19 protein-coding genes are annotated in these 21,918 nt (G+C 63.5%); 14 read left to right on the top strand and 5 right to left on the bottom strand.

The features are described from left to right. The first annotated feature begins 53 nt into the window (after positions 1-53). Positions 54-1,124 (top strand): helix-turn-helix domain-containing protein, encoded by a 1,071-nt coding sequence (locus R3X27_RS19730; RefSeq protein ID WP_317710606.1) that lies wholly within the window; start codon positions 54-56, stop codon positions 1,122-1,124. Between the two features lie 67 nt (positions 1,125-1,191). Then, positions 1,192-3,903, top strand: a complete 2,712-nt coding sequence (locus R3X27_RS19725) for an AsmA family protein (RefSeq protein ID WP_317710605.1) — start codon at positions 1,192-1,194, stop codon at positions 3,901-3,903. Between the two features lie 5 nt (positions 3,904-3,908). Here the strand turns inward: R3X27_RS19725 and R3X27_RS19720 are convergent, their stop codons facing one another. Beyond that, the gene (locus R3X27_RS19720; protein ID WP_317710604.1) at positions 3,909-4,409 is read right to left on the bottom strand and encodes a hypothetical protein; all 501 of its coding nucleotides are present in this window, start codon (positions 4,407-4,409) and stop codon (positions 3,909-3,911) included. A 1,494-nt stretch (positions 4,410-5,903) separates the two neighbouring features. Between R3X27_RS19720 and R3X27_RS19715 the strand changes: the two genes are divergently transcribed. From R3X27_RS19715 to R3X27_RS19705, 3 genes are read left to right on the top strand one after another with little or no spacing between them, the layout of a single operon-like run. After that, positions 5,904-6,608 (top strand): ABC transporter permease, encoded by a 705-nt coding sequence (locus R3X27_RS19715; RefSeq protein ID WP_317710603.1) that lies wholly within the window; start codon positions 5,904-5,906, stop codon positions 6,606-6,608. Further along, positions 6,602-7,321, top strand: coding sequence for an ATP-binding cassette domain-containing protein (locus tag R3X27_RS19710; protein ID WP_317710602.1), 720 nt, complete (start codon positions 6,602-6,604; stop codon positions 7,319-7,321). Before R3X27_RS19715 ends, R3X27_RS19710 begins: the two co-directional genes overlap by 7 nt. Continuing rightward, positions 7,318-8,127: a substrate-binding domain-containing protein gene (locus R3X27_RS19705; RefSeq protein WP_317710601.1), complete on the top strand. Its 810-nt coding sequence runs from the start codon at positions 7,318-7,320 to the stop codon at positions 8,125-8,127. Before R3X27_RS19710 ends, R3X27_RS19705 begins: the two co-directional genes overlap by 4 nt. A 69-nt stretch (positions 8,128-8,196) precedes the next feature. Here the strand turns inward: R3X27_RS19705 and R3X27_RS19700 are convergent, their stop codons facing one another. The 3 genes from R3X27_RS19700 to R3X27_RS19690 are packed head-to-tail and all read right to left on the bottom strand — an operon-like array spanning position 8,197 to position 10,438. Continuing rightward, positions 8,197-8,676 (bottom strand): DUF6505 family protein, encoded by a 480-nt coding sequence (locus R3X27_RS19700; RefSeq protein WP_317710600.1) that lies wholly within the window; start codon positions 8,674-8,676, stop codon positions 8,197-8,199. After that, complete coding sequence (locus R3X27_RS19695; RefSeq protein WP_317710599.1) at positions 8,673-9,380, bottom strand: biotin/lipoate--protein ligase family protein; 708 nt, start codon at positions 9,378-9,380, stop codon at positions 8,673-8,675. Before R3X27_RS19695 ends, R3X27_RS19700 begins: the two co-directional genes overlap by 4 nt. Further along, positions 9,377-10,438 (bottom strand): Mrp/NBP35 family ATP-binding protein, encoded by a 1,062-nt coding sequence (locus tag R3X27_RS19690; RefSeq protein WP_317710598.1) that lies wholly within the window; start codon positions 10,436-10,438, stop codon positions 9,377-9,379. Before R3X27_RS19690 ends, R3X27_RS19695 begins: the two co-directional genes overlap by 4 nt. Positions 10,439-10,557: 119 nt before the next feature. On the opposite strand from R3X27_RS19690, the gene R3X27_RS19685 reads away from it, so the two are divergent. After that, positions 10,558-11,313 (top strand): hypothetical protein, encoded by a 756-nt coding sequence (locus R3X27_RS19685; RefSeq protein ID WP_317710597.1) that lies wholly within the window; start codon positions 10,558-10,560, stop codon positions 11,311-11,313. Here the strand turns inward: R3X27_RS19685 and R3X27_RS19680 are convergent. Then, a complete protein-coding gene (locus tag R3X27_RS19680) occupies positions 11,307-13,271 on the bottom strand; it encodes a 4Fe-4S binding protein (RefSeq protein WP_317710596.1) in 1,965 nt (654 codons plus the stop codon). The two genes, R3X27_RS19685 and R3X27_RS19680, sit on opposite strands and share 7 nt — an antisense overlap. 341 nt (positions 13,272-13,612) lie before the next feature. Between R3X27_RS19680 and R3X27_RS19675 the strand changes: the two genes are divergently transcribed. The 8 genes from R3X27_RS19675 to R3X27_RS19640 all read left to right on the top strand — a co-directional run bounded on the left by R3X27_RS19675 (position 13,613) and on the right by R3X27_RS19640 (position 21,916). Next, positions 13,613-14,164, top strand: a complete 552-nt coding sequence (locus R3X27_RS19675; RefSeq protein ID WP_317710595.1) for a DUF3305 domain-containing protein — start codon at positions 13,613-13,615, stop codon at positions 14,162-14,164. Then, positions 14,164-14,769: a DUF3306 domain-containing protein gene (locus R3X27_RS19670; protein ID WP_317710594.1), complete on the top strand. Its 606-nt coding sequence runs from the start codon at positions 14,164-14,166 to the stop codon at positions 14,767-14,769. Before R3X27_RS19675 ends, R3X27_RS19670 begins: the two co-directional genes overlap by 1 nt. 23 nt (positions 14,770-14,792) lie before the next feature. Beyond that, entirely contained in the window at positions 14,793-15,407 is a 615-nt protein-coding gene (locus R3X27_RS19665) for a molecular chaperone TorD family protein (RefSeq protein ID WP_317710593.1), read from the top strand. A gap of 41 nt (positions 15,408-15,448) precedes the next feature. Continuing rightward, the gene (locus R3X27_RS19660; RefSeq protein ID WP_317710592.1) at positions 15,449-15,631 is read left to right on the top strand and encodes a ubiquinol-cytochrome c reductase iron-sulfur subunit N-terminal domain-containing protein; all 183 of its coding nucleotides are present in this window, start codon (positions 15,449-15,451) and stop codon (positions 15,629-15,631) included. Between the two features lie 114 nt (positions 15,632-15,745). Next, positions 15,746-18,640, top strand: coding sequence for a formate dehydrogenase subunit alpha (locus R3X27_RS19655; protein WP_317710591.1), 2,895 nt, complete (start codon positions 15,746-15,748; stop codon positions 18,638-18,640). Positions 18,641-18,653: 13 nt separating this feature from the next. Then, complete coding sequence (fdh3B, locus tag R3X27_RS19650) at positions 18,654-19,247, top strand: formate dehydrogenase FDH3 subunit beta (protein ID WP_317710590.1); 594 nt, start codon at positions 18,654-18,656, stop codon at positions 19,245-19,247. A 134-nt stretch (positions 19,248-19,381) separates the two neighbouring features. Next, on the top strand, positions 19,382-20,620 hold the full coding sequence (locus R3X27_RS19645; protein WP_317710589.1) for a formate dehydrogenase subunit gamma: 1,239 nt from the start codon (positions 19,382-19,384) through the stop codon (positions 20,618-20,620). Between the two features lie 15 nt (positions 20,621-20,635). Next, a complete protein-coding gene (locus tag R3X27_RS19640; protein WP_317710588.1) occupies positions 20,636-21,916 on the top strand; it encodes a c-type cytochrome in 1,281 nt (426 codons plus the stop codon). Positions 21,917-21,918: the final 2 nt, after the last annotated feature.

The following is a 21,918-nucleotide window of genomic DNA, read 5'->3' as shown; positions in this document are numbered from 1 at the left end:
TGGCGGTCAGGTGCTGCGCCTCATAGCGTGGCAGAAAGCGAAAGGTTGATGGGATGCCCCAGGGAGAACAGAAGGACGGATTGTTCCTCGTGCGCGCCACGGTTCTCGGTCCGGTCGTGGCGATGACGCGGCGGCTCGATGCGGACCCCGCCTTCGCGCTTGGGTTGCATGACTTGAGCGAGGAGCAGGTCCTGAACCCGGCTGCCTTTATCCCGCATGACACGGTCTATGCGGCGCTGGCCTCCATCGCCGACATCACCCGGCCGGATATCTGCGCATTGGCCGGCCAACAGACAGACCTGCTCAATTTCCTGCCGCGTGGCGCGCTGCTCGGCCAGTCGGTGACCCTTGGTGATTTCTTCACCCGGTTCACCCAGATCGTCTCGAAGGAAAGCAACGCGGTGTCCTTCCGCCTCCTGATCGAGGATGAGCACGCGTATTTCACCACCAGCCGCAATTTCGAACCCGAGGTGTCGCCGGGCCATTCGGACGCCTTTCTCGTCGGGATCTGGATCTCCCTGTTGCACCGCGTTCTCGATTTCAGATGGGATCCAACCCAGGTCGTTCTGCGCCTGTGTGACCCGACCCTGCTGCCGGAGCAGTTTCATGGCGTGCGGGGCATCAAGTCGAACAACAGGGGCTTCTCGATCCGCTTTCCGGCGGCCTGGTTGTCGCTTCCAATCAACCCTGAGGTCCTCGCGAACCACGACAATGATATCGAAGAACCTGTTCAGGTCGATGTGCCCCTCGACTACCTCGAAGGCTTCGAAACTCTCGTGCGATCAAGGCTGTCCGATCCGGCGCTGACGGTGAGCGAGGCCGCCCGGATGTGCAGCATCACCACCAAGGTGCTCAACAAGCGCTTGTCCTCCTACGGCACGACGGCCTCCAAGGTGATCAACCGGCTCCGGATGGAAAAGGCCTCGGAGTTGCTTGCCGGGTCCGACCACTCGATCCGGGTGATTGCCCAATTGGTTGGCCTGTCCGAAACATCGGCCCTTACCCGCGCCTTCAGCCGGAATTTCGGCATGTCCCCGAAAGACTGGCGCAAGATGCAATCTTCCGACCTGCGAACTGATGCGTCCGAGCCGGTTCCGCCAGAGGGCGATGCGGCGACGCCTTGAACGCGACATCGATACATGTGCTTCTCCGACCACCTCGGCGTGGCAAGCGACAACTGAAAGAAACACGATGAAGAAATTCCTTTTCTGGACAATCGGTTCGCTGCTCGGGGTGGTTCTCCTTGCAGCACTCGGCGTCTGGCTCCTGCTGGCCCTGCCGTTCTTCTCGGACCTGCGACGGTCGTTCACCGAAGATATTTTGTCAGAACAGATCGGGCAGCCGCTCCACATCCGGGAGGACGTGCGTGTTGTTCTGGGTCCCGTGAGCAGGATCACCGTCGCCGGTGTCGAGATCCCCAGCCAGTCAATCGAGGGCACGGCGCTGGCGGAGCTGAAACGTCTGGAGATGGACCTCGACCTTGTCGCACTCAGCCAGGGCGAATTGCATTTCGATGACCTTCTGGTGGATGGCATTCAGGTCAACCTGCTGACGGACGCGGATGGCACGACGAGCTGGCGCGATGCCCCCCCCGAGACGAAAGACGAAGAGGAAAAACCCGAGCCCGCGCAGGGCGAGGCCGGTGGCGAGGGGATCCTGGTCTTTCTCAAGGACAAGAATGTCGAGTTCACGTCGATCGGCCTGACCGTCGACAACGCGGTCTCCGGGTTTTCCTTCGTCTTCGACCTCGAGAACCTTTCGCTGTCACAGGAGCCGGGCGGCGCAAGGACGGCCCTGAACGGCCAGGGAACTGTCAATGGACAGGCATTCACGATCGACGGCGATTACCCGCATGATGCGGCCTTCACCACCCGGGCGACCTTCGGAGACCTTGCGGCCGATTTCGACGGTGCGCCCTTCGCCCCGGAAGACGGCGGTGGGTTTTCGGGCGATCTCGCGTTGGAGACCGGCGCGTTCGGCGATTTCCTCGAGATGCTCGGGCTGGAACGATCACTGGAAGGCAACGGTTCGTTGCAGGCCCGCCTTGTCAGCCAACGCGGGCTTCTCGGGATCGAGGATTTTGCCGCCGTGGTTACGCTGGAAGCCGGGCAGGAACTCACCGCCACCGGATCGGCCGAGAACCTGCTGGAGACCGAAGGGCTGGACGTCATCTTCGATGCGCAGCTCTTTTCGCAAGACACGCAGCCGCCCAGGGCAAAGACCTTTGGCGACCTGAAGCTGACCGGCATCGACATGCATGTCGTCAGCGCCGAGGCCGGCCTGGAGTTCGAGAACCTGGTATTTCATACCAACCTGTTCGACCAGGGGCTGGAACGCGTCGGCCCGATCACCATCGAGCATCTCCGCAAACTGCCCGACGGTCGGCTGGCAATGCAGGGCATGACCCTGCAGGCCGGCCCCCTGGAGGCGCCCTACCTTCTGGCAGAGGGCGAAATCCTTGACCTGCTGAAACTGGAGGACCTGTCCTTCGACGGTACGTTGAAAGGTCCGGCAAAGCTCATCCTGTCCGATCTCGGAGACGAGGTTGCCGACGCATTCGGCGGCATCGAAGCTGGCTTTGGACTCTCGGATGAAAGCGGCGCGCTGGCGTTGAACCGGTTCGAGGCCACGAATTACGGAACGGATATCTGGACTGTCGATTTGCACCTTCTGGTAGATGATCTGACCGAGCTTGGAGGGCTCGATTTCGATGTCGACTTCGACGTTCTGGACGGCGAGACGTTCCTGTCCGCGCTGAACCTGGAACCCGTTCCCGTTGGCGCCCTGGGCGTTTCTGCATCGACCCGGAAACAGGGCGATGACTTTTCGGCCAGCGCAACCTTCACAGCCGGAGGATCGGATCTCGCGGCCAAACTGGACGCCGCATTCCCCGAAGGGGCTCCGGTGGTGCGGGGTACAATCGAAAGTGACCGGGTGAATCTCGGCGACCTTCAGAACCTCTCGGCCTCCCTTGCCCAGCTTCAGGTCCTGTTCGACAGCGACAAGCGGGAGGACGATCCGGAAGTGAAACCGCTGGTGCTGCCAAAAGAGGAACCAGAGGTGAAGCCGCTGGTCTTGCCCAAGGAGCAGGGAAAGCCCTCCGACCTGCTGAACCCGGAAGGGCTGCTGACGAAGGCCGATGTGGAGGTCCTGATCGATTTTCGCGAGATCAGCGGCCAGAAAGGCGTGTCGGCCCTCTCCAGCACCTTGTCATCGAAGGAAGGAAACCTGACCTTCGGCCCGCTCGACCTCGCCTATGGCGGCGGGCACTTCAGCCTGACGGCGGCGATGGACATGATCGACACCCCGGATCGGATCGCGCTGTCAGGGTCAACAAGCGGTTGGGATTTCGGTGAAATCCTCGACTCCCTGGGGCTCGGCATCGACGCCCACGGCACGCTACGCGGTGATTTCGACATCAACGGCAGCCTGGGATCGGCAAGGAGCTTCATCAACTCCATCCACGGTCAAGCGTCGATCTCGATGGCCAATGGAAAGATCAGCACCAGCCTTCTCGAACTCGCCGGGTTGGGGATCTTCCCCTGGCTGTTTTCCGAAGAATTCCGGCAGGGTTACACCGACATCACCTGTGTCGTCGCCCCGGTGCGGATCAAGGCGGGCAAGGTCAGCGCAAATTCTATCGTGATCGAAACGGGCTCCGTCCAGCTTGTCGGTAAAGGGAGTGTCGACTGGATCAACGACAGGATCTCCCTGCGGGCAGAGCCGCGCCGCGTCGGCAAACCACTCGCGCGCAGTGCCTGGCCCTTCGATGTGACCGGAAAGCTCTCGGCCCCCGAGTTCAAACTGGACGTTGGTGGCTCACGCAGCCGCCGGGCCGATGGCGCGGATGAAATGCCCGCCAACCGCAAACCCTGCGTGCCGGACATGTATCAGCTGGAATAGGCGCGCTATTCGGCGGTCGGCTCCGGTTGCTCGGCCTGACAGGCCTTCACCGCCTCAACGGCCTTGCTGGAGCCGGACAGGTCGACGAGAAACTTCTGCTCGCTCTCGCCCCAGACGGTGACCTCGGTCCGCTTGACGAACTCGGTTGCGAACTCGGGGTTGTCGAAGAAGGCGTATCCACCTGGGACACCGTTGCGGTGAATGCCCACGACCTCTCCGGCAAATTGATCGTCGCCAAAGTCGAAGTTCACGACCCCGATCGCGCCATCCTCGATGCTTGTCCACTCCGGATTGTAGGCCGCGAAGAAAGCGCCACCAAGCATCGGATCCATGCCGATTTCCACGATCAATCCCGTGTCGTACTGTCGGTTGGCAAGGCAGCCGTTCCCGTTTTCTGCATCGATCAGGATCGTCCAATCTCCCTCTTCGTCCCACGGTTCCATGCCGGCGGCAAAGGCGAGGCTGCTTGAGAGCAGGATTGCGGACCCAATGAATGACAAGCGCATCTGAAATCACCTCCGTGTTCGGCACAGGCTCGCACCAATTCGGGATCCAAGCAACCGGGCGCGGTTTCGGGCCATATGTCCACTTCACCCAACAGGCAGTGGATTTCTGCAAGTGCAGAAAATGTCCGTTCCCCGCCCTTTCTGTCGGATGCCGCGGATACGGAGTGGCCTCAGATAGCGGTCCGCTCCCGCCCTTGACAACGCTGATGCCCATGGTCGCTTTTCGGCGATTATGCCGGGCTATGAGTGGGCAGGAGGCGGCACGCCAACTGAGTTCGGCAACGCTGGCTGCGAGTCCCGGCAACCAAAATTCCCACACTATATCAAAAACTTGAAGTCGGCTTCGGCCGATCAGTTTTTGATGTCGCGGTTCACGTCAACGCCACATCAACGTTTGACGAGGCCACTATTTGGAACAGGGGGAATCGCCGCTCAAGACGGGCATATGTGCCGTGGTGGGCCTCTTCGGCGAGCCTCATTGCTTCAGGCAAACGATGGCAGGATGCTCAGCACTTCGACCGGCCAAATCGAGTCAAGACCTTCGATGAGTACGGACCGCTCGCCCAATGGGGCGCATCGGCAACGACGTGAGCAGCCCAGAGCCGCATTTGTCTTGGAGGAGTATTTCCGTGACAGGTCCGCCGAAGCGGCCGTTGATGTCCCTTGCAGCAAACGTGGTGGTGATGCCTGGCATCGGCCGCATTTCGACCAGCGGGAAGCATTGTCAACGTGATCGGACCCGGAGCCGGACAAGACTTCCCGTTGCAGAAGCAACTGTGGAGATCGAAGCTCTCGGATTGGGCGACACGTCGTTCTCACCGAGGCGTTGCCCGGTGCGATGCTCAATACAGGGCTTATCCACCCTGTGAGGGCAGTGTCGCAAAGTCCGGGGCGGCTTTCAGACCGGCCGCGTTGAGGGTATAAACCGGCGAACACCGGGAATACGTTTGAGAGCGCCGCATGATCGACTTCAAAGGCAGCCATTTCCCGAAGGATGTGATCCTTTACGCTGGATGAGGCCAATTCGGCAGTTGACGCGGCGCTCCGATTGAAACCGACCCTGGCCGAAGATCTACGATCCGACCTTCGACGAAGAAGTGTACCAGAAGGCATGATAGAACGGATGATTGATGGGTTGAAGAAGGCTGGGATGAATAAAGCCAGCGAATAACAGCGGGGACCTTCCTTACTCGTTCCATTTGAGAACCAGACGAGAAAGGATAACCGGAGGTCGCCGCTTGCGCCGCGACAAACGAATGGGAAAAAGACCGCCAGGCCGAAGAGTTCAAGGAACCGTGGCGGAGTTGAAACTCGACAAGCTCATTCTCAAGGAAAGCCTCCTACACCGGGCGGGAATGCTCCCCTGCCCGCTGTCATTCTGGCCGAATATAGACGAGACAGGAGCGGCCGCAAAAGACACTGATTTCGCTGGCCTTCTGACATATCCTGTCGTTACTGTCTGAGCGTTGGAAACAGCCGGAGTGGCGACGTCACATGAACGAAATCTTGCAGGGATTGCTCGAAGCGGGGCGCCTGATCGTCGCCTTCGATGCCGATCTCATCGAGATCTCGTTGCGTTCGCTGCATGTCACGCTGACGGCTGTTCTCGTGGCCGCGACGATCGGCATTCCTCTTGGTGCCTGGCTGGCGGTAAAGCGATTTCGGCACCGGCGGGCGGCCATTGCGACGCTCAACGCATTGATGGGATTGCCGCCGGTGGTGGTGGGGCTGATTGTCTACCTGATGTTGTCCCGGTCAGGGCCTTTCGGCGTATTCGGACTGCTCTTCACTCCAACCGCGATGATCATCGCACAGGTCATCATCCTGACACCGCTGGTGGCTTCCATCGCACATCAGGCGATGCGCGAGATGTGGGCGGAATATCATGATCTGCTGATTTCGTTGAACACGACCCGCAGCCAGCGCATCCGCGCGCTTGTTTGGGACGGGCGGCGGGCGTTGCTGACCGCGGCGCTGGCCGGGTTCGGCCGCGGTATCGGCGAGGTCGGCGCGATCATGATCGTTGGTGGCAATATCGACCACGCCACACGGGTGCTCACGACCGCCATCGCTCTGGAAACCGGCAAGGGCGAGTTTGCGCTGGCCCTGGCGCTCGGCTTCGTGCTGATCGGGCTGGCCATCGCGGTGAACTGGTTCATCCACACCCTGTCGAGGACGGAGGTCAGCGGGCGATGGTAACGCAGTCAATCCTGCCGCTGCGCCTCGAGGGGGCCTGTGTCCGGCGCAACGCATCCGTCACGATCGGACCGATCGATCTTGAGCTGTCTGCGGAAGGCTTCACCATCGTTATCGGTCCCAACGGCGCGGGCAAGACGACGCTCCTGCGGATGATGCACGGCATGGAGCGGTTGAATGCTGGCGCCGTGACATGGGCAGTGCCGGAGGTCGAGGCCCGCGAACGGCAGGCCTTCGTGTTTCAGGTGCCGGTCATGATGCGGCGCAGCGTGCTGGAAAATGTCGCCTACCCGTTGCGTCTGCATGGCTGGTCGCGGCGCAAGGCGCTGGACGCGGCCGGGACGTGGCTCGAACGGATCGGCCTTGGCGATGCCGCAGAGCGCATGGCCCCGGTGCTGTCCGGGGGAGAGCGCCAGAAGCTGGCGCTCGCGCGCGCGCTGATCCGCAAGCCGGAGATCCTGTTTCTCGACGAGCCCTGCGCCAGCCTGGACGGGCGGGCCATGCGCGAAATCGAAGCGCTGCTGATCGAGGCGCATGCGGAAGGCACCCGGATCGTCATGTCCACCCATGACATGGGGCAGGCGCGGCGTCTGGCCAGCGACGTGCTCTTTGTCCATCGCGGTGCAATCGAAGAAGCGGCGCCGGCGGAGGTGTTTTTCAAGCAAGCGGCCACGCGCACGGCGCGGGCCTTTCTCAGGGGAGATATCGTGGAATGAAACGTCTTGTGATGGCGGCGATCCTGGCCGGGTACGCTGCCAGTGCGGCCTCTGCCGATGTTATGAAGATGGCGGTGACGACCTCCTTTCACAATTCGGGATTGTCCGAGATCCTGCTTCCGGAAATCGCAGCGGATCTGGAACTGGAGGTGCAGCTCCTCGTGGTCGGCACCGGGCAGGCGATCCGGCTGGGAGAAGCGGGCGATGTCGACGCGATCCTGGTCCATTCACGCCCGGCGGAGGAGGCTTTCCTCGCGCAGGGCCACGGCACGCATCGCACGGAAATCATGTATAATGACTTCGTTCTGATCGGCCCGTCGAGCGACCCGGCCGGCATTTCCGGGGCCGACAGCGCCGCGACGGCGCTGGTTGCCATTGCGGAGACGGCGGCCACATTCGCCAGCCGTGGCGATGACAGCGGCACCCACAAGAAGGAGCTGGCGCTCTGGACCGAGGCCGGAATCGATGAGCCGGCCCGCGATGTGTCCTGGTACAAGGAGACGGGCGCGGGCATGGGGGCCACGCTCAACACGGCAAGCGGGCTCGATGCCTATCTGATGTCGGACCGGGCGAGCTGGTTGAAATTCGGCAACAAGGGCGACCTGAAGCTGCTCTTCGCCGGCGATCCGGCGCTCTTCAATCAATATGCCTATCTGCCGGTGAACCCGGAGAAACATGGTCATGTGAAGGCGGATCTTGCGGCGAAGCTGGAAGGCTGGCTGGTCTCGGATCGCGCCAGGGCACTGATCGACGGCTACCAGCTCGAAGGGGAGCAACTCTTCACCTTCAATGCCGGCCAGAATTGAGACCGCGAGACGGGGGAGGGAGCGCCCTCCCCGACGACATTTCGGATACAAGACGGTCCGGCGGGCGTTTCAGCTGTCCGGCGTCATGTGGATCGCGAACTGATCGAGGCTGGCGCTGTCGCTTTCGATGGCACGATACTCCTCGCGCACACCGGCCTCGGTAAGGTTGCGCATGACGGTCAGCAGCGTGTTCGGATCGTGGTCGGCGCAGAGTTCCGCCATCTGAGCCAGTTCCTCGCGCGCCACGGGGCGGGCCGCGTCGAGTGAGGGCGCGCCGTAGTAAGTGATGAAATGCTGGGCCAGCGCGGTTTCCAGCGCGTCCATCTCATTCTCGGTTATTTCGACGACAGCGACGAAGGTCACGCGGCCGAAAGTCTCGCAGCCGAGCCAGCCATTGGCGAAGGCCTGACGGGGTTTGCCGGTGAGATCGGCCTCGGTCCAGTTGGAAAACTCGAAGCCGCCGCTCAGGCAGTATTCGCCGGTCCGGGCCGGGTTGGCAAAGACCTGCATGTCGCTTTCGTCGAGATGGATCGCGCGGGCGAGCTTCATCGGCCAGTCTCCTCGAGGATGCTGCTCAGGGGCAGGATATGCGTTGTCTCTTCGGTTCGCAGAAGCATTCCGAACCGCTCGTCGGTCCCAAGGAAGGTTCCGCTCATGCCGTCCCGCTCCACCGCTTCGCCGATACCATGCGCGATGCCTTGCCAGTGGGTGTGAAGCGGGTGATTGCCCTCGGCTTCCAGCCTGTTGAGCCAGACAAGGGAATGACGGATCCAGGCCTCGGTCAGCGCGGCCGGGTCCAGATCGGCGCAGCCTTCGTCGTAGAGACAGGTGCGCTCCGGCGTGACTTCCTCCAGCGGCAGGAGCGGCAGCGAGAGTCCGACCACCAGCCATTCCGGAGTTTCGGCAGGCGCATTGGTGGAGGCAGCGACACGAAGCGCGCCACATTCCGCACCATTGACCCGGATCTGTCCATCCCAGCCGAGATGCACCGCAACCTCCGGTGGAGCAAGCGCGCCAAGCGCGTTCTGAAAGCCGATTCCACAAGCGATGAAGGCGGCCATCGCGTCTTCGAGCGGCATTTCGGGCACCAGCACAAGGGCAACAGAGAGCCGGTCGGCGCCGATATTGTAGGCCACGAGGCCGGACTCGCAGCCGATCAGCGCCTGGGCACAGGCCTTGGCGAACGGGTCGGCGTTGCCGTTCACCGGGTGACCGTCAAAGAGCGGCGGGAAGACCGGCGCGTCCGAACTCATGCGTTGCCCCCGTCGATCAACGCGCGGGCAACCTGCCGGAACACGGCAGATTGCGGCGCGGAGGGGTTGGAGGCGACGATCGGCGCACCGCCATCGGCCGCGAGGCGGATATCCATGGCCAGCGGGATCTCGGCCAGAAGCGGCACGCCGAGCTTGTCCGCCTCCGCCGCGACGCCGCCATGGCCGAAGACATGCTCTTCATGGCCGCATTGCGAACAGATATGGGTCGACATGTTCTCGATCATGCCGACGATTGGCACATTTAGCTTGCGGAACATGTCGATCCCTTTGCGCGCATCCAGCAACGCGATGTCCTGCGGCGTGGAGACGATCACGGCGCCGGTCACCTCGGATTTCTGGGCCAGCGTCATCTGCACATCGCCGGTGCCGGGCGGCAGGTCGACGATCAACACATCCAGCGCCCCCCATTGCACCTGTGTCAGCATCTGTTGCAATGCGCCCATCAGCATCGGGCCGCGCCAGACCACGGCTTCGTCTTCTTGCGTCATCAGCCCCAGAGACATCATCGTCACGCCGTGATTGCGCATCGGCAGGATGGTCTTGCCATCGGGCGAGGCAGGCCGACCGGAGACGCCAAGCATGCGCGGCTGGGACGGGCCATAGACATCGGCATCGAGAAGCCCGACGCGGCGGCCCTCGGCGGCCAGCGCCACGGCGAGATTGGCTGCGACGGTGGATTTTCCGACCCCGCCCTTGCCCGAGGCGATGGCGAGGATCCGCTCGATGCCGGGCACCTTTTGCGGTCCCGACGGAGCGGCGCCCTTCGGCTTGAGGTCTGGCGGGGCAGCGGAGGCGGAATGGGCGGTGAGCACCGCAGATACGCTCTCCACCCCGTCCAGCGCCCGGAGGGCTGCGTCGGCTTTCTGGCGCAGCGCCTCGGCGGCGTCGGCCTGTTGCGGCGCGACCTCCAGCACGAAGCGAATAGCACCGCCCTCGACGGTCAGCGCCCGCACAATGCCTGCGGCGACGATGTCCTGCCCACCGGGAAGGGAAAAGCCTCGCAGCACATCCAGCACCGCTTCTCGGGTTACATACATTTCTTGCCTTCCTTCTGAAATCCGTTCTGCGACAGGGGTTTGGTGCCTGGAGTTGACGGAATGTTGGCGCGCACCCTACCCTTGGGGTCTGTGATCTGCGAGCAGGAAAGGGTCGCAACGTGCCCCATCGCACCAGAATTTTCATTGTGGCCGCGGCGCTTGCCTGGGTCGCGACGGTGCTCCACGCACAGGAGCGGCGCCTGCATATTGCCGCGCCGCCGGAACTTGTCGAGACCGGGTTCCTGCGCCATCTCCTGCCGCGCTTCTCGCTCAAGCACAGCACCCCGATCACCTTGGTAGAGCCGGGGGACGCCGCGCAGGCGGGGTTCGCCCGTGGCGGCGGCGTGCCCGTCTTTGAAGACGACACGGCGCCCTGGCATCTGGTGGTCTCGGCGGACTCCGAGGGAAATCCGCACGTCCAGAGGTTCACCGATTGGCTGGCCTCCGAAATTGCCGCCCGCGCGATCGAGGGCTTCGCCGGACCGCCGCGCTTTACCCAGGCGCTGGCCGTTGTCGAAGACGTCGCCGAAGCGGAGATCGATGGCGATCTGGCGCGCGGGGCGGAGCTGTCGCTGCTGCATTGCGGCCGCTGCCACGTAGTCGGGCCGCGCAACACCATGGCCGGCGTCGGCTCGACCCCCTCCTTCGCGGTACTGCGCACCTTCGAGGACTGGGACGAACGTTTCGAGGCATTTTATGTGCTCAAGCCGCACCCCTCCTTCAGCCAGGTCGAAGGGGTCACGCCGCCTTTCCCGGAGGAGCGCAGGCCGACCATTGCACCGGTTCGACTGACCCTCGAGGAGCTGGCCGATATCATGGCCTACACGGCGAGCCTCGTGCCGGCCGATCTCGGAGCACCAATCCAGCATCAGTGATCCCGTCGCTTGCTCAGGTAGTCGTCGGTAGTGCGCACGCGTGGCCGCTCGTCGCCAGCGAACGGATTGTCCTCGGAATGATACTGCGCCTGCACCCGGCAATCCTCGCACATACGGATCATACGTGTCGCCTTGGCGTTCTGGAACATCGCGTGATTGCCTTCGAGCTTCTCGACAATGCGCTCGATGGTCGAACGAACGCCGAAAGGCTTGCCGCATTCGATGCAGGGGAAGGGTTCTTCCTCGCGCAGCACCTGCTGGGCGAGAGCGGCTTCCGAAAGATCCATGCGCGGATCAAGCGTGATGGCGTCCTCCGGGCAGACCTGCACGCAGAGACCGCATTGCAGGCAGGCATCCTCCTGGAACCGGAGTTGCGGGCGGTCCGGGTTGTCACCAAGCGCGCCAGCCGGGCAAAGCGACGCGCAGGCGAGGCAGAGTGTGCAAGACTCGTCGTCCACCACGACCGAGCCATAGGGCGCGCCCGACGGCAAGGGCAGCGGCTCCGTCGCAGTCGGGTTCAGCGTCCGGGCGGCGAGCCGGGCAACCTGTCGGCGAGAGCCGAGCGGCAGGATCGGCGCGGGCGGCTCGGCGACAGAGGCACCGTAGAGCGCCTGCTCCAGCGCGTCGGGCTCGCCCGGTTCCAACAGGCGCAGCGCAGGCTCGGGGCCGGCCAGCGCCCGGGCCAGCTCGATCTCGGAGGCAAGGGCGGGACGCTCGGTCTCGGGCGCCATCAGCACATCCACCGCGCCGAAACCGCAGGCCAGCGCGGCCAGCATCTCCGCATGGCCAAACCCCGAAACGCGTTCGAGGTCGAGCGGGATCACATCGGCGGGGAGGCCGCGCCCATAACGTGCGGACAGCGCGATCATCTCGGCACCGAAGCCACGATCATGGATCAGGAGCCGGGGCACGTCGCCGCCAGCGGCACCAAACGCCTCGGCCAGCCGGGCGATACGGGCCATCAACGCCGGTGTTGGCGGATCCTCGAAGGCGATCGCGCCAGAAGGGCAACTCGCCGCGCAGGAGCCGCAGCCGGCGCAGATCAGCGGATCGATATCGACGTGGTCGCCAGCGGGCGTGATGGCCCCGGTGGGGCAGAGGTCGAGGCATGTGCGACAGCCCACCTGACCGGCGCGGGAATGGGCGCAGATCAGCGGGTCGAGCGAGAGATAGAGCGGCTTCTCGAAAGTGCCGACCATCTGCGCGGCTTCAAGGACCGCACCCTCGATGGCGGCCGGGCGACCGGGATCGGCGCGCAAGTAGCCCTCGCGCTTTTCGGGCGCGGGAAAGAGCGGCGCGGTGCCCACGGGGCGCAGATCGAGGATGATGTCGCAACCACTCCGGGCGCCATTGCGCGGCGGGCCGAAGCCCAGCGCACCGCGTCCGCCCGACTCAAGCTGACGCAGCGAATCGAGCTCCAGTTCGAAACTTCCGAGCGCCCCGGTCGCCGCGCGCAGGCGGCCCGTGACCACGTCGAAGCGGCGGGTTGTCGGCGGTTCGGCTTCCGTCTCCACCAGCACCGTCACAGCGAGGATATCCGCAAGGCGCGCGGCCACATCAAAGGCCAGGTCCGGCGCGGCCAAGACCAGACAGGTGCCTTCGGAGGTGACGTCCATCACCTGTACGGGAGGGGCGGGATGCAGCGCATCGGCCAGCAACGCAGCCATTTTCGGCCCTGCCGCAACGGCCTCGTCCGACCAGCCGGCCCGGTCGCGCAAGTCAACGAAACGGGGGGCGGGGATGTCCAGATCGGCGGCCATCTCCTCGAAACGGGCCTGTTCCTGGGCGCAGGCGATGATCGCATCGGGCTCGGCCATCGCCTCGGCGGCCAGTCGGGACTCGGCCCCGCAGAGATGCGTGTGGACCCGTGAGCAGCCAACGCCCGCAATGGAGCCAAGCGCTGCGACATCCGGCGACTGGCTGCCAAGGCAGTCGCAGAGAATCAGTTTTCCAGGCATCCATTCCTCCCAGGCTGGCCTTTCGGGCGCCGCCCGATCTGTTCGCGTAGCCGTGAAGCTAACCGCGTTCGCTGCCGCTGGTAAAGCCGGAAGCCGCAGCCCGGCGCCAGAACCCTGTGCCAACCCCGCATGAGAAGGGCAGGGCAAAGGCCGAACCGCCGGCCAAACCTGTACGTTACGTCAATATGGCGGTCGTCAAAGCGCGCCATCCAGCTCGGAAAATTCAGCGAAGCTACAGAAACCATTTGGAGAACGCCTAGGTTTCGATCAATTATTGGGCGGTGTAGCCGTCACGAAGCGCGAACAAATGACGACGGCACGCTTGGGAGGACCGAACTTTTATGCAGCAGCCGACTGTGTCCTTGCCTCTGGGGATCGTGATCCGCAGGGCACCGGGATCAACGCCGTGGCGACGGTATCAGTGGAAGGCCGTGGGTCTTCTGCCGGGTGCCGGGCATGCGGCGTGGAAGCTTTTGCGTGAAGATGGGGAATGCCAGGAATTCCATGCCGCAACAGTAGAGCTCGAGCTCTGGCGGACCGACACGGAGGCCTATCTGACTGGCCTTTCAGCGGATCTGCCGTCGATTGGCGTGGTCATGTCGGCCGATGAGGAGCGCCCCGAAGTGCTGCTGGTCACGGCCTCGCCCTATGAGACCCAGGACTATCTCGACAGCGGCGAGGAGGTCGTTGAGCTGGTGCCGATGCCCGAGGGGCTGGTGGCGCTGATCCGGGATTTCGTCAAGGAGCATCACGCCGAGGAGGTGTTCGTCAAACGCCGTCGGGACCGCGAACGGACCGACAAGAGCGTGGACGGGGTGGGCGATGCGCGCATTCCGCAGCTCACGGATGTTTATCTCTCGCCCGGCGGGCGCAAGGCGGGGAGGTTGCAGTGATGGCCAGCGATTTCTGGACCCGCCGCAAGGCCGGCGTTACCGCGGAAGCCGACGCCGAACAGGTTGCCCTGCAAGCTGAAGTGGCGTCGCGCGAACAGGCCGCGCTCGAAGAGCGTTCCGACGAGGAGATCCTCGAGGAACTCGGGCTGAAGGATCCCGACCTGCTGGAACCCGGCGATGATTTTGCCGCCTTCCTGAAAGCCGCCGTGCCGGAGCGGCTGCGCCGGCGGGCGCTGCGCCGCCTCTGGCTCAGCAACCCCGCGCTCGCCAACCTGGATGCGCTGGTCGATTACGGCGAGGATTACACGGACGCCGCTTTGGTGATCGAGAACCTCCAGACCAGCTACCAGGTCGGAAAGGGCATGCTGGAGCATGTCAAGGCGTTGGCCGCCGCCGAAGAGGCGGAAGCCAACCCCGCTCCCGCCGATGAAGAAGATCCCGATGCCTCCGCCGACCTGCCGGACACCGAGACCGCCGACATCTCCGACACGACCACTCTTGCCGAGGAATGCCCCGCGTTGGAAACCGACACCGCGCCGCTGCCCGAGCAAGAGGCTCACACTCCGTCTCCGGCCCCGCGCCGTATGCGATTCGAATTCTCCTGACAGCCGAAAGCAAGACCTCAGATATGACCATGACCGCCCCGGATACTGCCATACTCGAAGAGGACCGCCTGCGCGCAGATCTCTACGATTTCCTTGGCGCCCTGCTCTCTGGACCGCCGGACAAGCACCTTTTGGGCAAGGCCGCCGCGCTGTCGGGTGACGAAACCGATCTTGGAGGCGCTGTGTCCAGCCTGGCACGTGTCGCCCGTGCGGTGAGCCCGCGCGCCGTGGAATCCGAGTTCAACACGCTCTTCATCGGGCTTGGCCGCGGCGAACTCCTGCCCTATGGCAGCTATTACATGACCGGGTTTCTCAACGAGAAACCGCTCTCCAAACTGCGCGAGGACATGGCCGCGCTGCGGATCAGCCGCGCCCCCAACGTCTTTGAGCCGGAAGACAATATCGCCAGTGTCATGGACATGATGGCGGGCATGATCCTTGGTCGTTTCGGCACGCCAACGCGGCTGGATCGCCAGAAAGAGTTCTTTTTCCGCCATATCGCGCCCTGGGCCGGTCATTTCTTCACCGACCTCGAAGGCGCACAAAATTCAATCTTCTACGCTCCGGTCGGCGCTGTTGGCCGGGCCTTCATGGAGATCGAGACGCAGGCTTTCCGCATGAGCGGCGAGCTGAACTGAAACCGGCCGGAGCCCCCGGCCCCCAACAAGGAGCAAGCTACGTGAGCCAGCAGAGCAAGGACGCAACGCGCCGTGACTTCCTGAAAGTCGCTGCCGTTTCTGTTCCCGCTGCCGCCGCCGCCACGATCGTTCCGCAGGAAGCTGCGGCCGATGAGGTGACCGGCGATACCCGCATGCAGGACACCGCGCATACCCGCGCCTATTACGACAGCGCCCGGTTCTGACCGGACGGTGACACGATTAGCCCAAAGGCGACTGGTTGCGTGACGCCCGACTGCCCGAGGACAAACATTCGTACCAAGCGATCCCGATTGCGGGAAAGCAAGGGAGGTTAGAAAATGCTCAGGAAAAAGACCAACGGGGTTGCGAGACGCCCCCAGCGGACAAGTATCCTCACTTCGGCGGCTGAAAAGACCGTCGACCGCCGCACATTTCTGCGCGGCTCCGGCCTGGCCATTGGCGGCCTGGCGGCACTTGGCGCCACCGGTGGAACGGTAACCCGCGCCAGCGCCCAATCCGCCGTCGCCGGATCGATGAAAAACGTGAAATCCGTCTGTACGCATTGCTCGGTGGGTTGCACCGTCGTAGCCGAAGTGCAGAACGGCGTCTGGGTGGGGCAGGAGCCCGGCTGGGACAGCCCGTTCAACCTCGGCTCGCATTGCGCAAAGGGCGCCGCGGTTCGCGAGCACGCCCATGGCGAGCGCCGGCTCAAATACCCGATGAAGAAAGAGGGTGGCGAGTGGAAGCGCATCTCCTGGGAGCAGGCGATCAACGAGATCGGCGACGGGATGATGAAGATCCGCGAAGAGAGCGGACCTGACAGCGTCTACTGGCTCGGCTCGGCCAAGCATAACAATGAACAGGCCTACCTGTTCCGCAAGTTCGCCGCCTATTGGGGCACGAACAACGTGGACCACCAGGCCCGCATCTGCCACTCCACCACCGTCGCGGGCGTTGCGAATACATGGGGCTACGGCGCCATGACCAACTCCTACAACGATATCCACAATTCCAAGGCGATCTTCATCATCGGCGGCAACCCGGCGGAGGCGCACCCCGTGTCGCTCCTGCACGTGCTGCGGGCGAAGGAGAACAACAACGCGCCGCTCATCGTCTGCGACCCGCGCTTCACGCGAACGGCCGCCCATGCCGATGAATATGTCCGCTTCCGTCCGGGCACGGATGTCGCGCTGGTCTGGGGTATCCTCTGGCACATCTTCGAGAATGGCTGGGAGGACAAGGAGTTCATCCGCACCCGTGTCTGGGGCATGGACCAGATCAAGGAAGAGGTTCGCAAGTGGAACCCCGAAGAGGTCGAGCGCGTCACCGGAACGCCCGGTTCGCAGCTCAAGCGGGTTGCCCGCCAGCTTGCCAATAACCGCCCCGGCACCGTGATCTGGTGCATGGGTGGCACCCAGCACACCAATGGCAACAACAACACCCGCGCCTACTGCATCCTGCAACTTGCCCTCGGCAACATGGGCACCTCGGGTGGTGGCACCAACATCTTCCGCGGCCATGACAATGTGCAGGGCGCGACGGATCTTGGCGTTCTCAGCCATACGCTGCCGGGATATTACGGCCTCTCGGCCGGCGCCTGGGCCCATTGGGCCCGTGTCTGGGAAGAGGATCTCGACTGGCTCAAGGGGCAGTTCGAGACCGTCAAGAGCTCCGACGGCAAGGACAAGAACCTGATGAACCTGACGGGCATTCCGGTGTCCCGCTGGATTGACGGTGTGCTTGAAGATCCGGCCAATACGGACAACCCGGATTCGGTTCGTGCCATGGTGCTCTGGGGCCACGCGCCCAACTCGCAGACCCGCGGCCCGGAGATGAAGACGGCGATGGAGAAGCTCGACATGCTTGTCGTGGTGGACCCGTTCCCGACCGTCTCTGCGGTCATGCAGGACCGGACCGATGGCGTCTACCTTCTGCCCGCCTCGACCCAGTTCGAGACCCGCGGCTCGGTAACGGCCTCCAACCGCTCCTTCCAGTGGCGCGACCAGATCATGGACCCGCTCTTCGAGAGTCTCCCCGATCACGTCATCATCGCCAAGTTCGCCAACAAGTTCGGTTTCGGCGATCGCTTCTTCCGCAATATCGAGATGGAGGACGAGGAGACGCCGAATGTCGAGAGCGTGACCCGCGAGTTCAATCGCGGCATGTGGACGATCGGCTACACGGGCCAGGATCCCGACCGGATCAAGCTGCACATGGCCAACCAGCACACGTTCGACCGCACGACGCTTCAGGCGATCGGTGGTCCGGCCGATGGCGACTATTACGGTCTTCCCTGGCCTTGCTGGGGCACGGCCGAGATGGGCCATCCGGGCACGCCGAACCTCTATGACATGTCCAAGCCGGTTTCCGAGGGTGGTCTCACCTTCCGCGCCCGCTTTGGCGTCGAGCGGGATGGCGACAACCTTTTGGCCGAGGGCGTGGCATCGGCGAATTCCGAGATCCAGGACGGGTATCCGGAATTCACCATGCAGATGCTGATGGACCTGGGCTGGGATGGTGATCTGACCGACGAGGAACGCGCCTCGATCGAGGCCGTGGCAGGACCCAAGACCAACTGGAAGACCGACCTCTCGGGCGGCATCCAGCGGGTGGCGATTGCGCATGAATGCGCGCCCTTTGGCAATGCCAAGGCCCGCGCGGTCGTCTGGACCTTCCCGGATCCGATACCGATCCATCGCGAGCCGCTCTACACCCCGCGGCGCGACCTGGTGGAGGATTACCCGACCTATGAGGACCGGAAGTTCTATCGCCTTCCGACCATGTATGCCTCGATCCAGAAGAACGACTTCTCGAAGGACTTTCCGATCATCCTCACCTCCGGCCGTCTGGTCGAGTATGAGGGTGGCGGCGACGAGACGCGGTCCAACCCGTGGCTCGCCGAGCTCCAGCAGGACATGTTCGTCGAGATCAACCCGAGGGATGCCAACAATCTGGGCGTGCGCGACGGGGCGCAGGTCTGGGTCGAAGGCCCTGAGGGTGGCAAGGTGAAGGTCATGGCCATGGTCACGCCGCGTGTCGGCGAGGGCGTTGCCTTCATGCCCTTCCACTTTGGCGGTCATTTCCAGGGCGTAGACCTGCGGGACAAATACCCCTCAGGCGCCGATCCATACGTCCTCGGCGAAAGTACAAACACGGCGCAGACCTATGGCTATGACTCGGTCACACAGATGCAGGAGACGAAAACGACTCTCTGCAAGATTTCGCCGGCTTAAGGAGGAATGAAGAATGGCTAGATCCAAGTTTCTCTGCGACGCCGAGCGCTGCATCGAGTGCAATGCCTGCGTCACGGCGTGCAAGAACGAGCATGAAGTGCCCTGGGGCATCAATCGCCGTCGCGTGGTGACCATCAATGATGGTTCCCCCGGCGAGCGGTCGATCTCCGTGGCCTGCATGCATTGTTCGGACGCGCCCTGTATGGCCGTCTGCCCGGTGGATTGCTTCTACCAGACCGAAGAGGGGGTCGTGCTGCACAGCAAGGATCTCTGCATCGGCTGTGGGTATTGCTTCTACGCCTGCCCGTTCGGCGCGCCGCAATATCCGCAGGCCGGCAATTTCGGCTCGCGTGGCAAGATGGACAAATGCACCTTCTGCGCCGGTGGCCCGGAGGAGACTCACTCGAATGCCGAGTTCTCCAAATATGGCCGCAACCGGATCGCCGAGGGCAAGCTGCCCATCTGCGCCGAGATGTGCTCGACCAAGGCGCTGCTGGCAGGCGACGGGGACGTTGTTTCCGCCATCTATCGCGAACGCGTCGTGGCCCGTGGCTTCGGCTCGGGCGCCTGGGGTTGGGGCACCGCCTATGACCAGAAGGGCGGCTGACGCCTGATGGTCCGATGATCGGGGGCGCGGCTCGCGTCCCCCATCTTCGCACGCTCCGGTCCGTCCGGGGCGTGCGCCGGAATTTCCCTGCAACGGCGTCTCTGCGCGCCGACACATGACCGAGTGAGACCTGCATGTCCGAGAAAAAAAGCGGATTTGGTGCCTTCCTGCTTGTCCTGGTGCTGATTGTCGTCGCGACCCTTGTTCTGACGCCCTTCCTGTCGCCAAGCGGGCCCGACAATTCGGAAGCCATCGAGGCCGCCCGCGTGGCCACCGGCGGCGCCCAGACCCGCGAGGACATCATGGCCCGCCAACGTGGCGAGCGGGTGGATTACGACTTCCGTCGCACCGATACGGGCGATCCGCAACGTGCGGCCGACCCGACCGGGCAGCTCGGCACTTTGGGCGGCGTCTCCGATGCCGAGATGTTCCGCTCTCTGCGATACGGGACTGCCGACGTGACGGCTTCGGCCAGCTCGCCCGGCGCCACCGTGCTGATCCAGGATGGTGGCATGAGCTGGATGCACTACCGCGAGGACTGGCTGGGCACCTATGGCGGCTGGTTGCTGTTGGGCATGATCGGCCTTCTCGCCATCGTCTACTTCGCCCTCGGTCGCGTGCCGATTGCCGGCGAACGGACCGGGCGTACGATCCTGCGTTTCGGGAATTTCGATCGCTGGATGCATTGGATGACCGCTGGGTCCTTCATCCTGCTGGCCCTGACCGGGCTGGTTTCGATGTATGGGCGACAGTTCCTGATCCCCGTCATGGGGCTTGATGCCCATGCCACGCTCGCCCTCTGGTCCAAGCTCGTCCACAACAATGTCAGCTGGGCCTTCATGCTCGGCGTCGTGCTGATCTTCTTCAAGTGGGTCCGCTACAACATCCCGAACTGGAACGACGTGAAATGGATGATGGTGTTGGGGGGACTCTTCAACCACGACATTCACCCGCCGGCCGGCAAGTTCAATGCCGGGCAGAAGCTGATCTTCTGGTCGGTGATCGGGCTGTCGGTCGCCATTGCCGCCACCGGAATCAGCCTGCTCATGCCCTTCAGCGCTCCGATCTTCGATCCGTTCTTCGGTTGGATCAACAATCTCGGTCTGCTCTCGTGGCTGGGCCTTCCGGACCTGCCGACGCAGCTTTCACCGCAGCAGGAGATGCAGTTCACCCAGCTCGTCCACGCCACGGTCGGCTTCGGCTTCATGGCGATGATCATCGGCCATATCTATATCGGCACGGCCGGCATGGAGGGCGCCTTCGACGCGATGGGCTCGGGTTATGTCGAGGAGCAATGGGCCAAGGAACACCACTCTCTCTGGCTTGATGAGGTGAAGGCGAAAGAGGCCACCTCACAGGCACCCGCCGAATAGATGCGCAGGGCGGCAATGACGCTTGCCCTGCTTTGTGCACCGGCGCTTGCGGCGGCGGGCGAGTTCTTCACGCTTGAAGGTCATGGCGGCCCGGTCAAGGGCATCGCCGTCTCTGAGAGCGGGGCGATCCTGACGGCAAGTTTCGACAATTCGGTTGGCTATTGGATGGACGGCGCACCGCGCTGGCTTGAGGGCCACGCGGCGGCTGTCAATGCCGTGTCCTTCCTCGGGGAAACCCGGGCGGTCTCGGCCGGCGATGATTTCGCGCTTTATCTGTGGGATCTGGACACCGGACAGGGACGCCGCCTTGGAGCACATCTTGGCAAGGTCATGTCTCTGGCGGTTTCGCCCGATGGTCAGACCGTGGCCTCGGCCAGTTGGGACGGCTCCATCGGGCTTTGGGACGTGGCCGGCAACACTGCGCCGCGCTTTCTCAAGGGCCATGAAGCCGGCGTGAACGCCGTCGCGTTCACTGATGATGGCGCCCGGCTCTATTCCGGTTCCGCCGATGGCACGCTCCGTCTCTGGCGCGTGGGCGATGGCACCGCGCTCGGACAGATTGCCAATAACGGCTTTGGGATCAACACGCTGGTCCTGCATGAACCCGGCGGTTGGTTGGCCTATGGCGCCGTCGATGGCGCGACCCGTATTCTCTCGATCGCAGATGGAACCGAGATCGCCGACCTGACGCTGGATCGCAGACCGATCCTCGGCATGGCAGCCGATCCAGCCCGCCGCATGTTGGCGGTTGGCGATGGTGAGGGCTATATCTCTCTGATCGATACGGCAAGCTGGCGGTTCATAGTAGATTTCCATGCGACTCTGCGTGGGCCGATCTGGGCGCTGGCAGTTTCGCCCGACGGCACGAACATCCATGCCGGCGGACTTGATGACGCGATGTTCTCCTGGCCAGTCGACGGGGCGGAGGCCGCCACACGAATGGTCAACGGAGAACGCCCTTTCCTGAGCGGGAGCGAGGCCACGTCGAATGGCGAGGCACAATTCATGCGCAAATGCTCGATCTGCCACACGTTGGAGCCGGACGGACGGCGCCGGGCGGGACCGAGCCTTCATCAGCTCTTTGGTCGCGTGGCCGGGAGCCTGCCGGGCTATGGCTACTCCGAAACGCTGCTCAAGTCTGATATCACTTGGGACGCAGAGACGATCGACGCGCTGTTCGACCTCGGACCGGAAGTGTATGTGGCGGGCACGAAAATGCCGATGCAGAGGATCACCGGGGCGCAGGACCGGGCCGATCTGGTGGAATTCCTGCGCCACGCAACGCAAACGGAGTAACA

This window comes from Tropicimonas sp. TH_r6 (assembly GCF_033101155.1).
Lineage (GTDB): Bacteria > Pseudomonadota > Alphaproteobacteria > Rhodobacterales > Rhodobacteraceae > Tropicimonas.
Note: the sequence above shows the minus strand (reverse complement) of the source record. Positions and strands in the feature narration are given on the sequence as shown.

Coding starts and splice junctions, on each gene's coding strand:
- R3X27_RS19730 (WP_317710606.1), top strand. CDS start 54: ATGCCCCAGGGAGAACAGAAGGACGGATTGTTCCTCGTGCGCGCCACG.
- R3X27_RS19725 (WP_317710605.1), top strand. CDS start 1,192: ATGAAGAAATTCCTTTTCTGGACAATCGGTTCGCTGCTCGGGGTGGTT.
- R3X27_RS19720 (WP_317710604.1), bottom strand. CDS start 4,409: ATGCGCTTGTCATTCATTGGGTCCGCAATCCTGCTCTCAAGCAGCCTC.
- R3X27_RS19715 (WP_317710603.1), top strand. CDS start 5,904: ATGAACGAAATCTTGCAGGGATTGCTCGAAGCGGGGCGCCTGATCGTC.
- R3X27_RS19710 (WP_317710602.1), top strand. CDS start 6,602: ATGGTAACGCAGTCAATCCTGCCGCTGCGCCTCGAGGGGGCCTGTGTC.
- R3X27_RS19705 (WP_317710601.1), top strand. CDS start 7,318: ATGAAACGTCTTGTGATGGCGGCGATCCTGGCCGGGTACGCTGCCAGT.
- R3X27_RS19700 (WP_317710600.1), bottom strand. CDS start 8,676: ATGAAGCTCGCCCGCGCGATCCATCTCGACGAAAGCGACATGCAGGTC.
- R3X27_RS19695 (WP_317710599.1), bottom strand. CDS start 9,380: ATGAGTTCGGACGCGCCGGTCTTCCCGCCGCTCTTTGACGGTCACCCG.
- R3X27_RS19690 (WP_317710598.1), bottom strand. CDS start 10,438: ATGTATGTAACCCGAGAAGCGGTGCTGGATGTGCTGCGAGGCTTTTCC.
- R3X27_RS19680 (WP_317710596.1), bottom strand. CDS start 13,271: ATGCCTGGAAAACTGATTCTCTGCGACTGCCTTGGCAGCCAGTCGCCG.
- R3X27_RS19675 (WP_317710595.1), top strand. CDS start 13,613: ATGCAGCAGCCGACTGTGTCCTTGCCTCTGGGGATCGTGATCCGCAGG.
- R3X27_RS19670 (WP_317710594.1), top strand. CDS start 14,164: ATGGCCAGCGATTTCTGGACCCGCCGCAAGGCCGGCGTTACCGCGGAA.
- R3X27_RS19665 (WP_317710593.1), top strand. CDS start 14,793: ATGACCATGACCGCCCCGGATACTGCCATACTCGAAGAGGACCGCCTG.
- R3X27_RS19655 (WP_317710591.1), top strand. CDS start 15,746: ATGCTCAGGAAAAAGACCAACGGGGTTGCGAGACGCCCCCAGCGGACA.
- fdh3B (WP_317710590.1), top strand. CDS start 18,654: ATGGCTAGATCCAAGTTTCTCTGCGACGCCGAGCGCTGCATCGAGTGC.
- R3X27_RS19645 (WP_317710589.1), top strand. CDS start 19,382: ATGTCCGAGAAAAAAAGCGGATTTGGTGCCTTCCTGCTTGTCCTGGTG.
- R3X27_RS19640 (WP_317710588.1), top strand. CDS start 20,636: ATGACGCTTGCCCTGCTTTGTGCACCGGCGCTTGCGGCGGCGGGCGAG.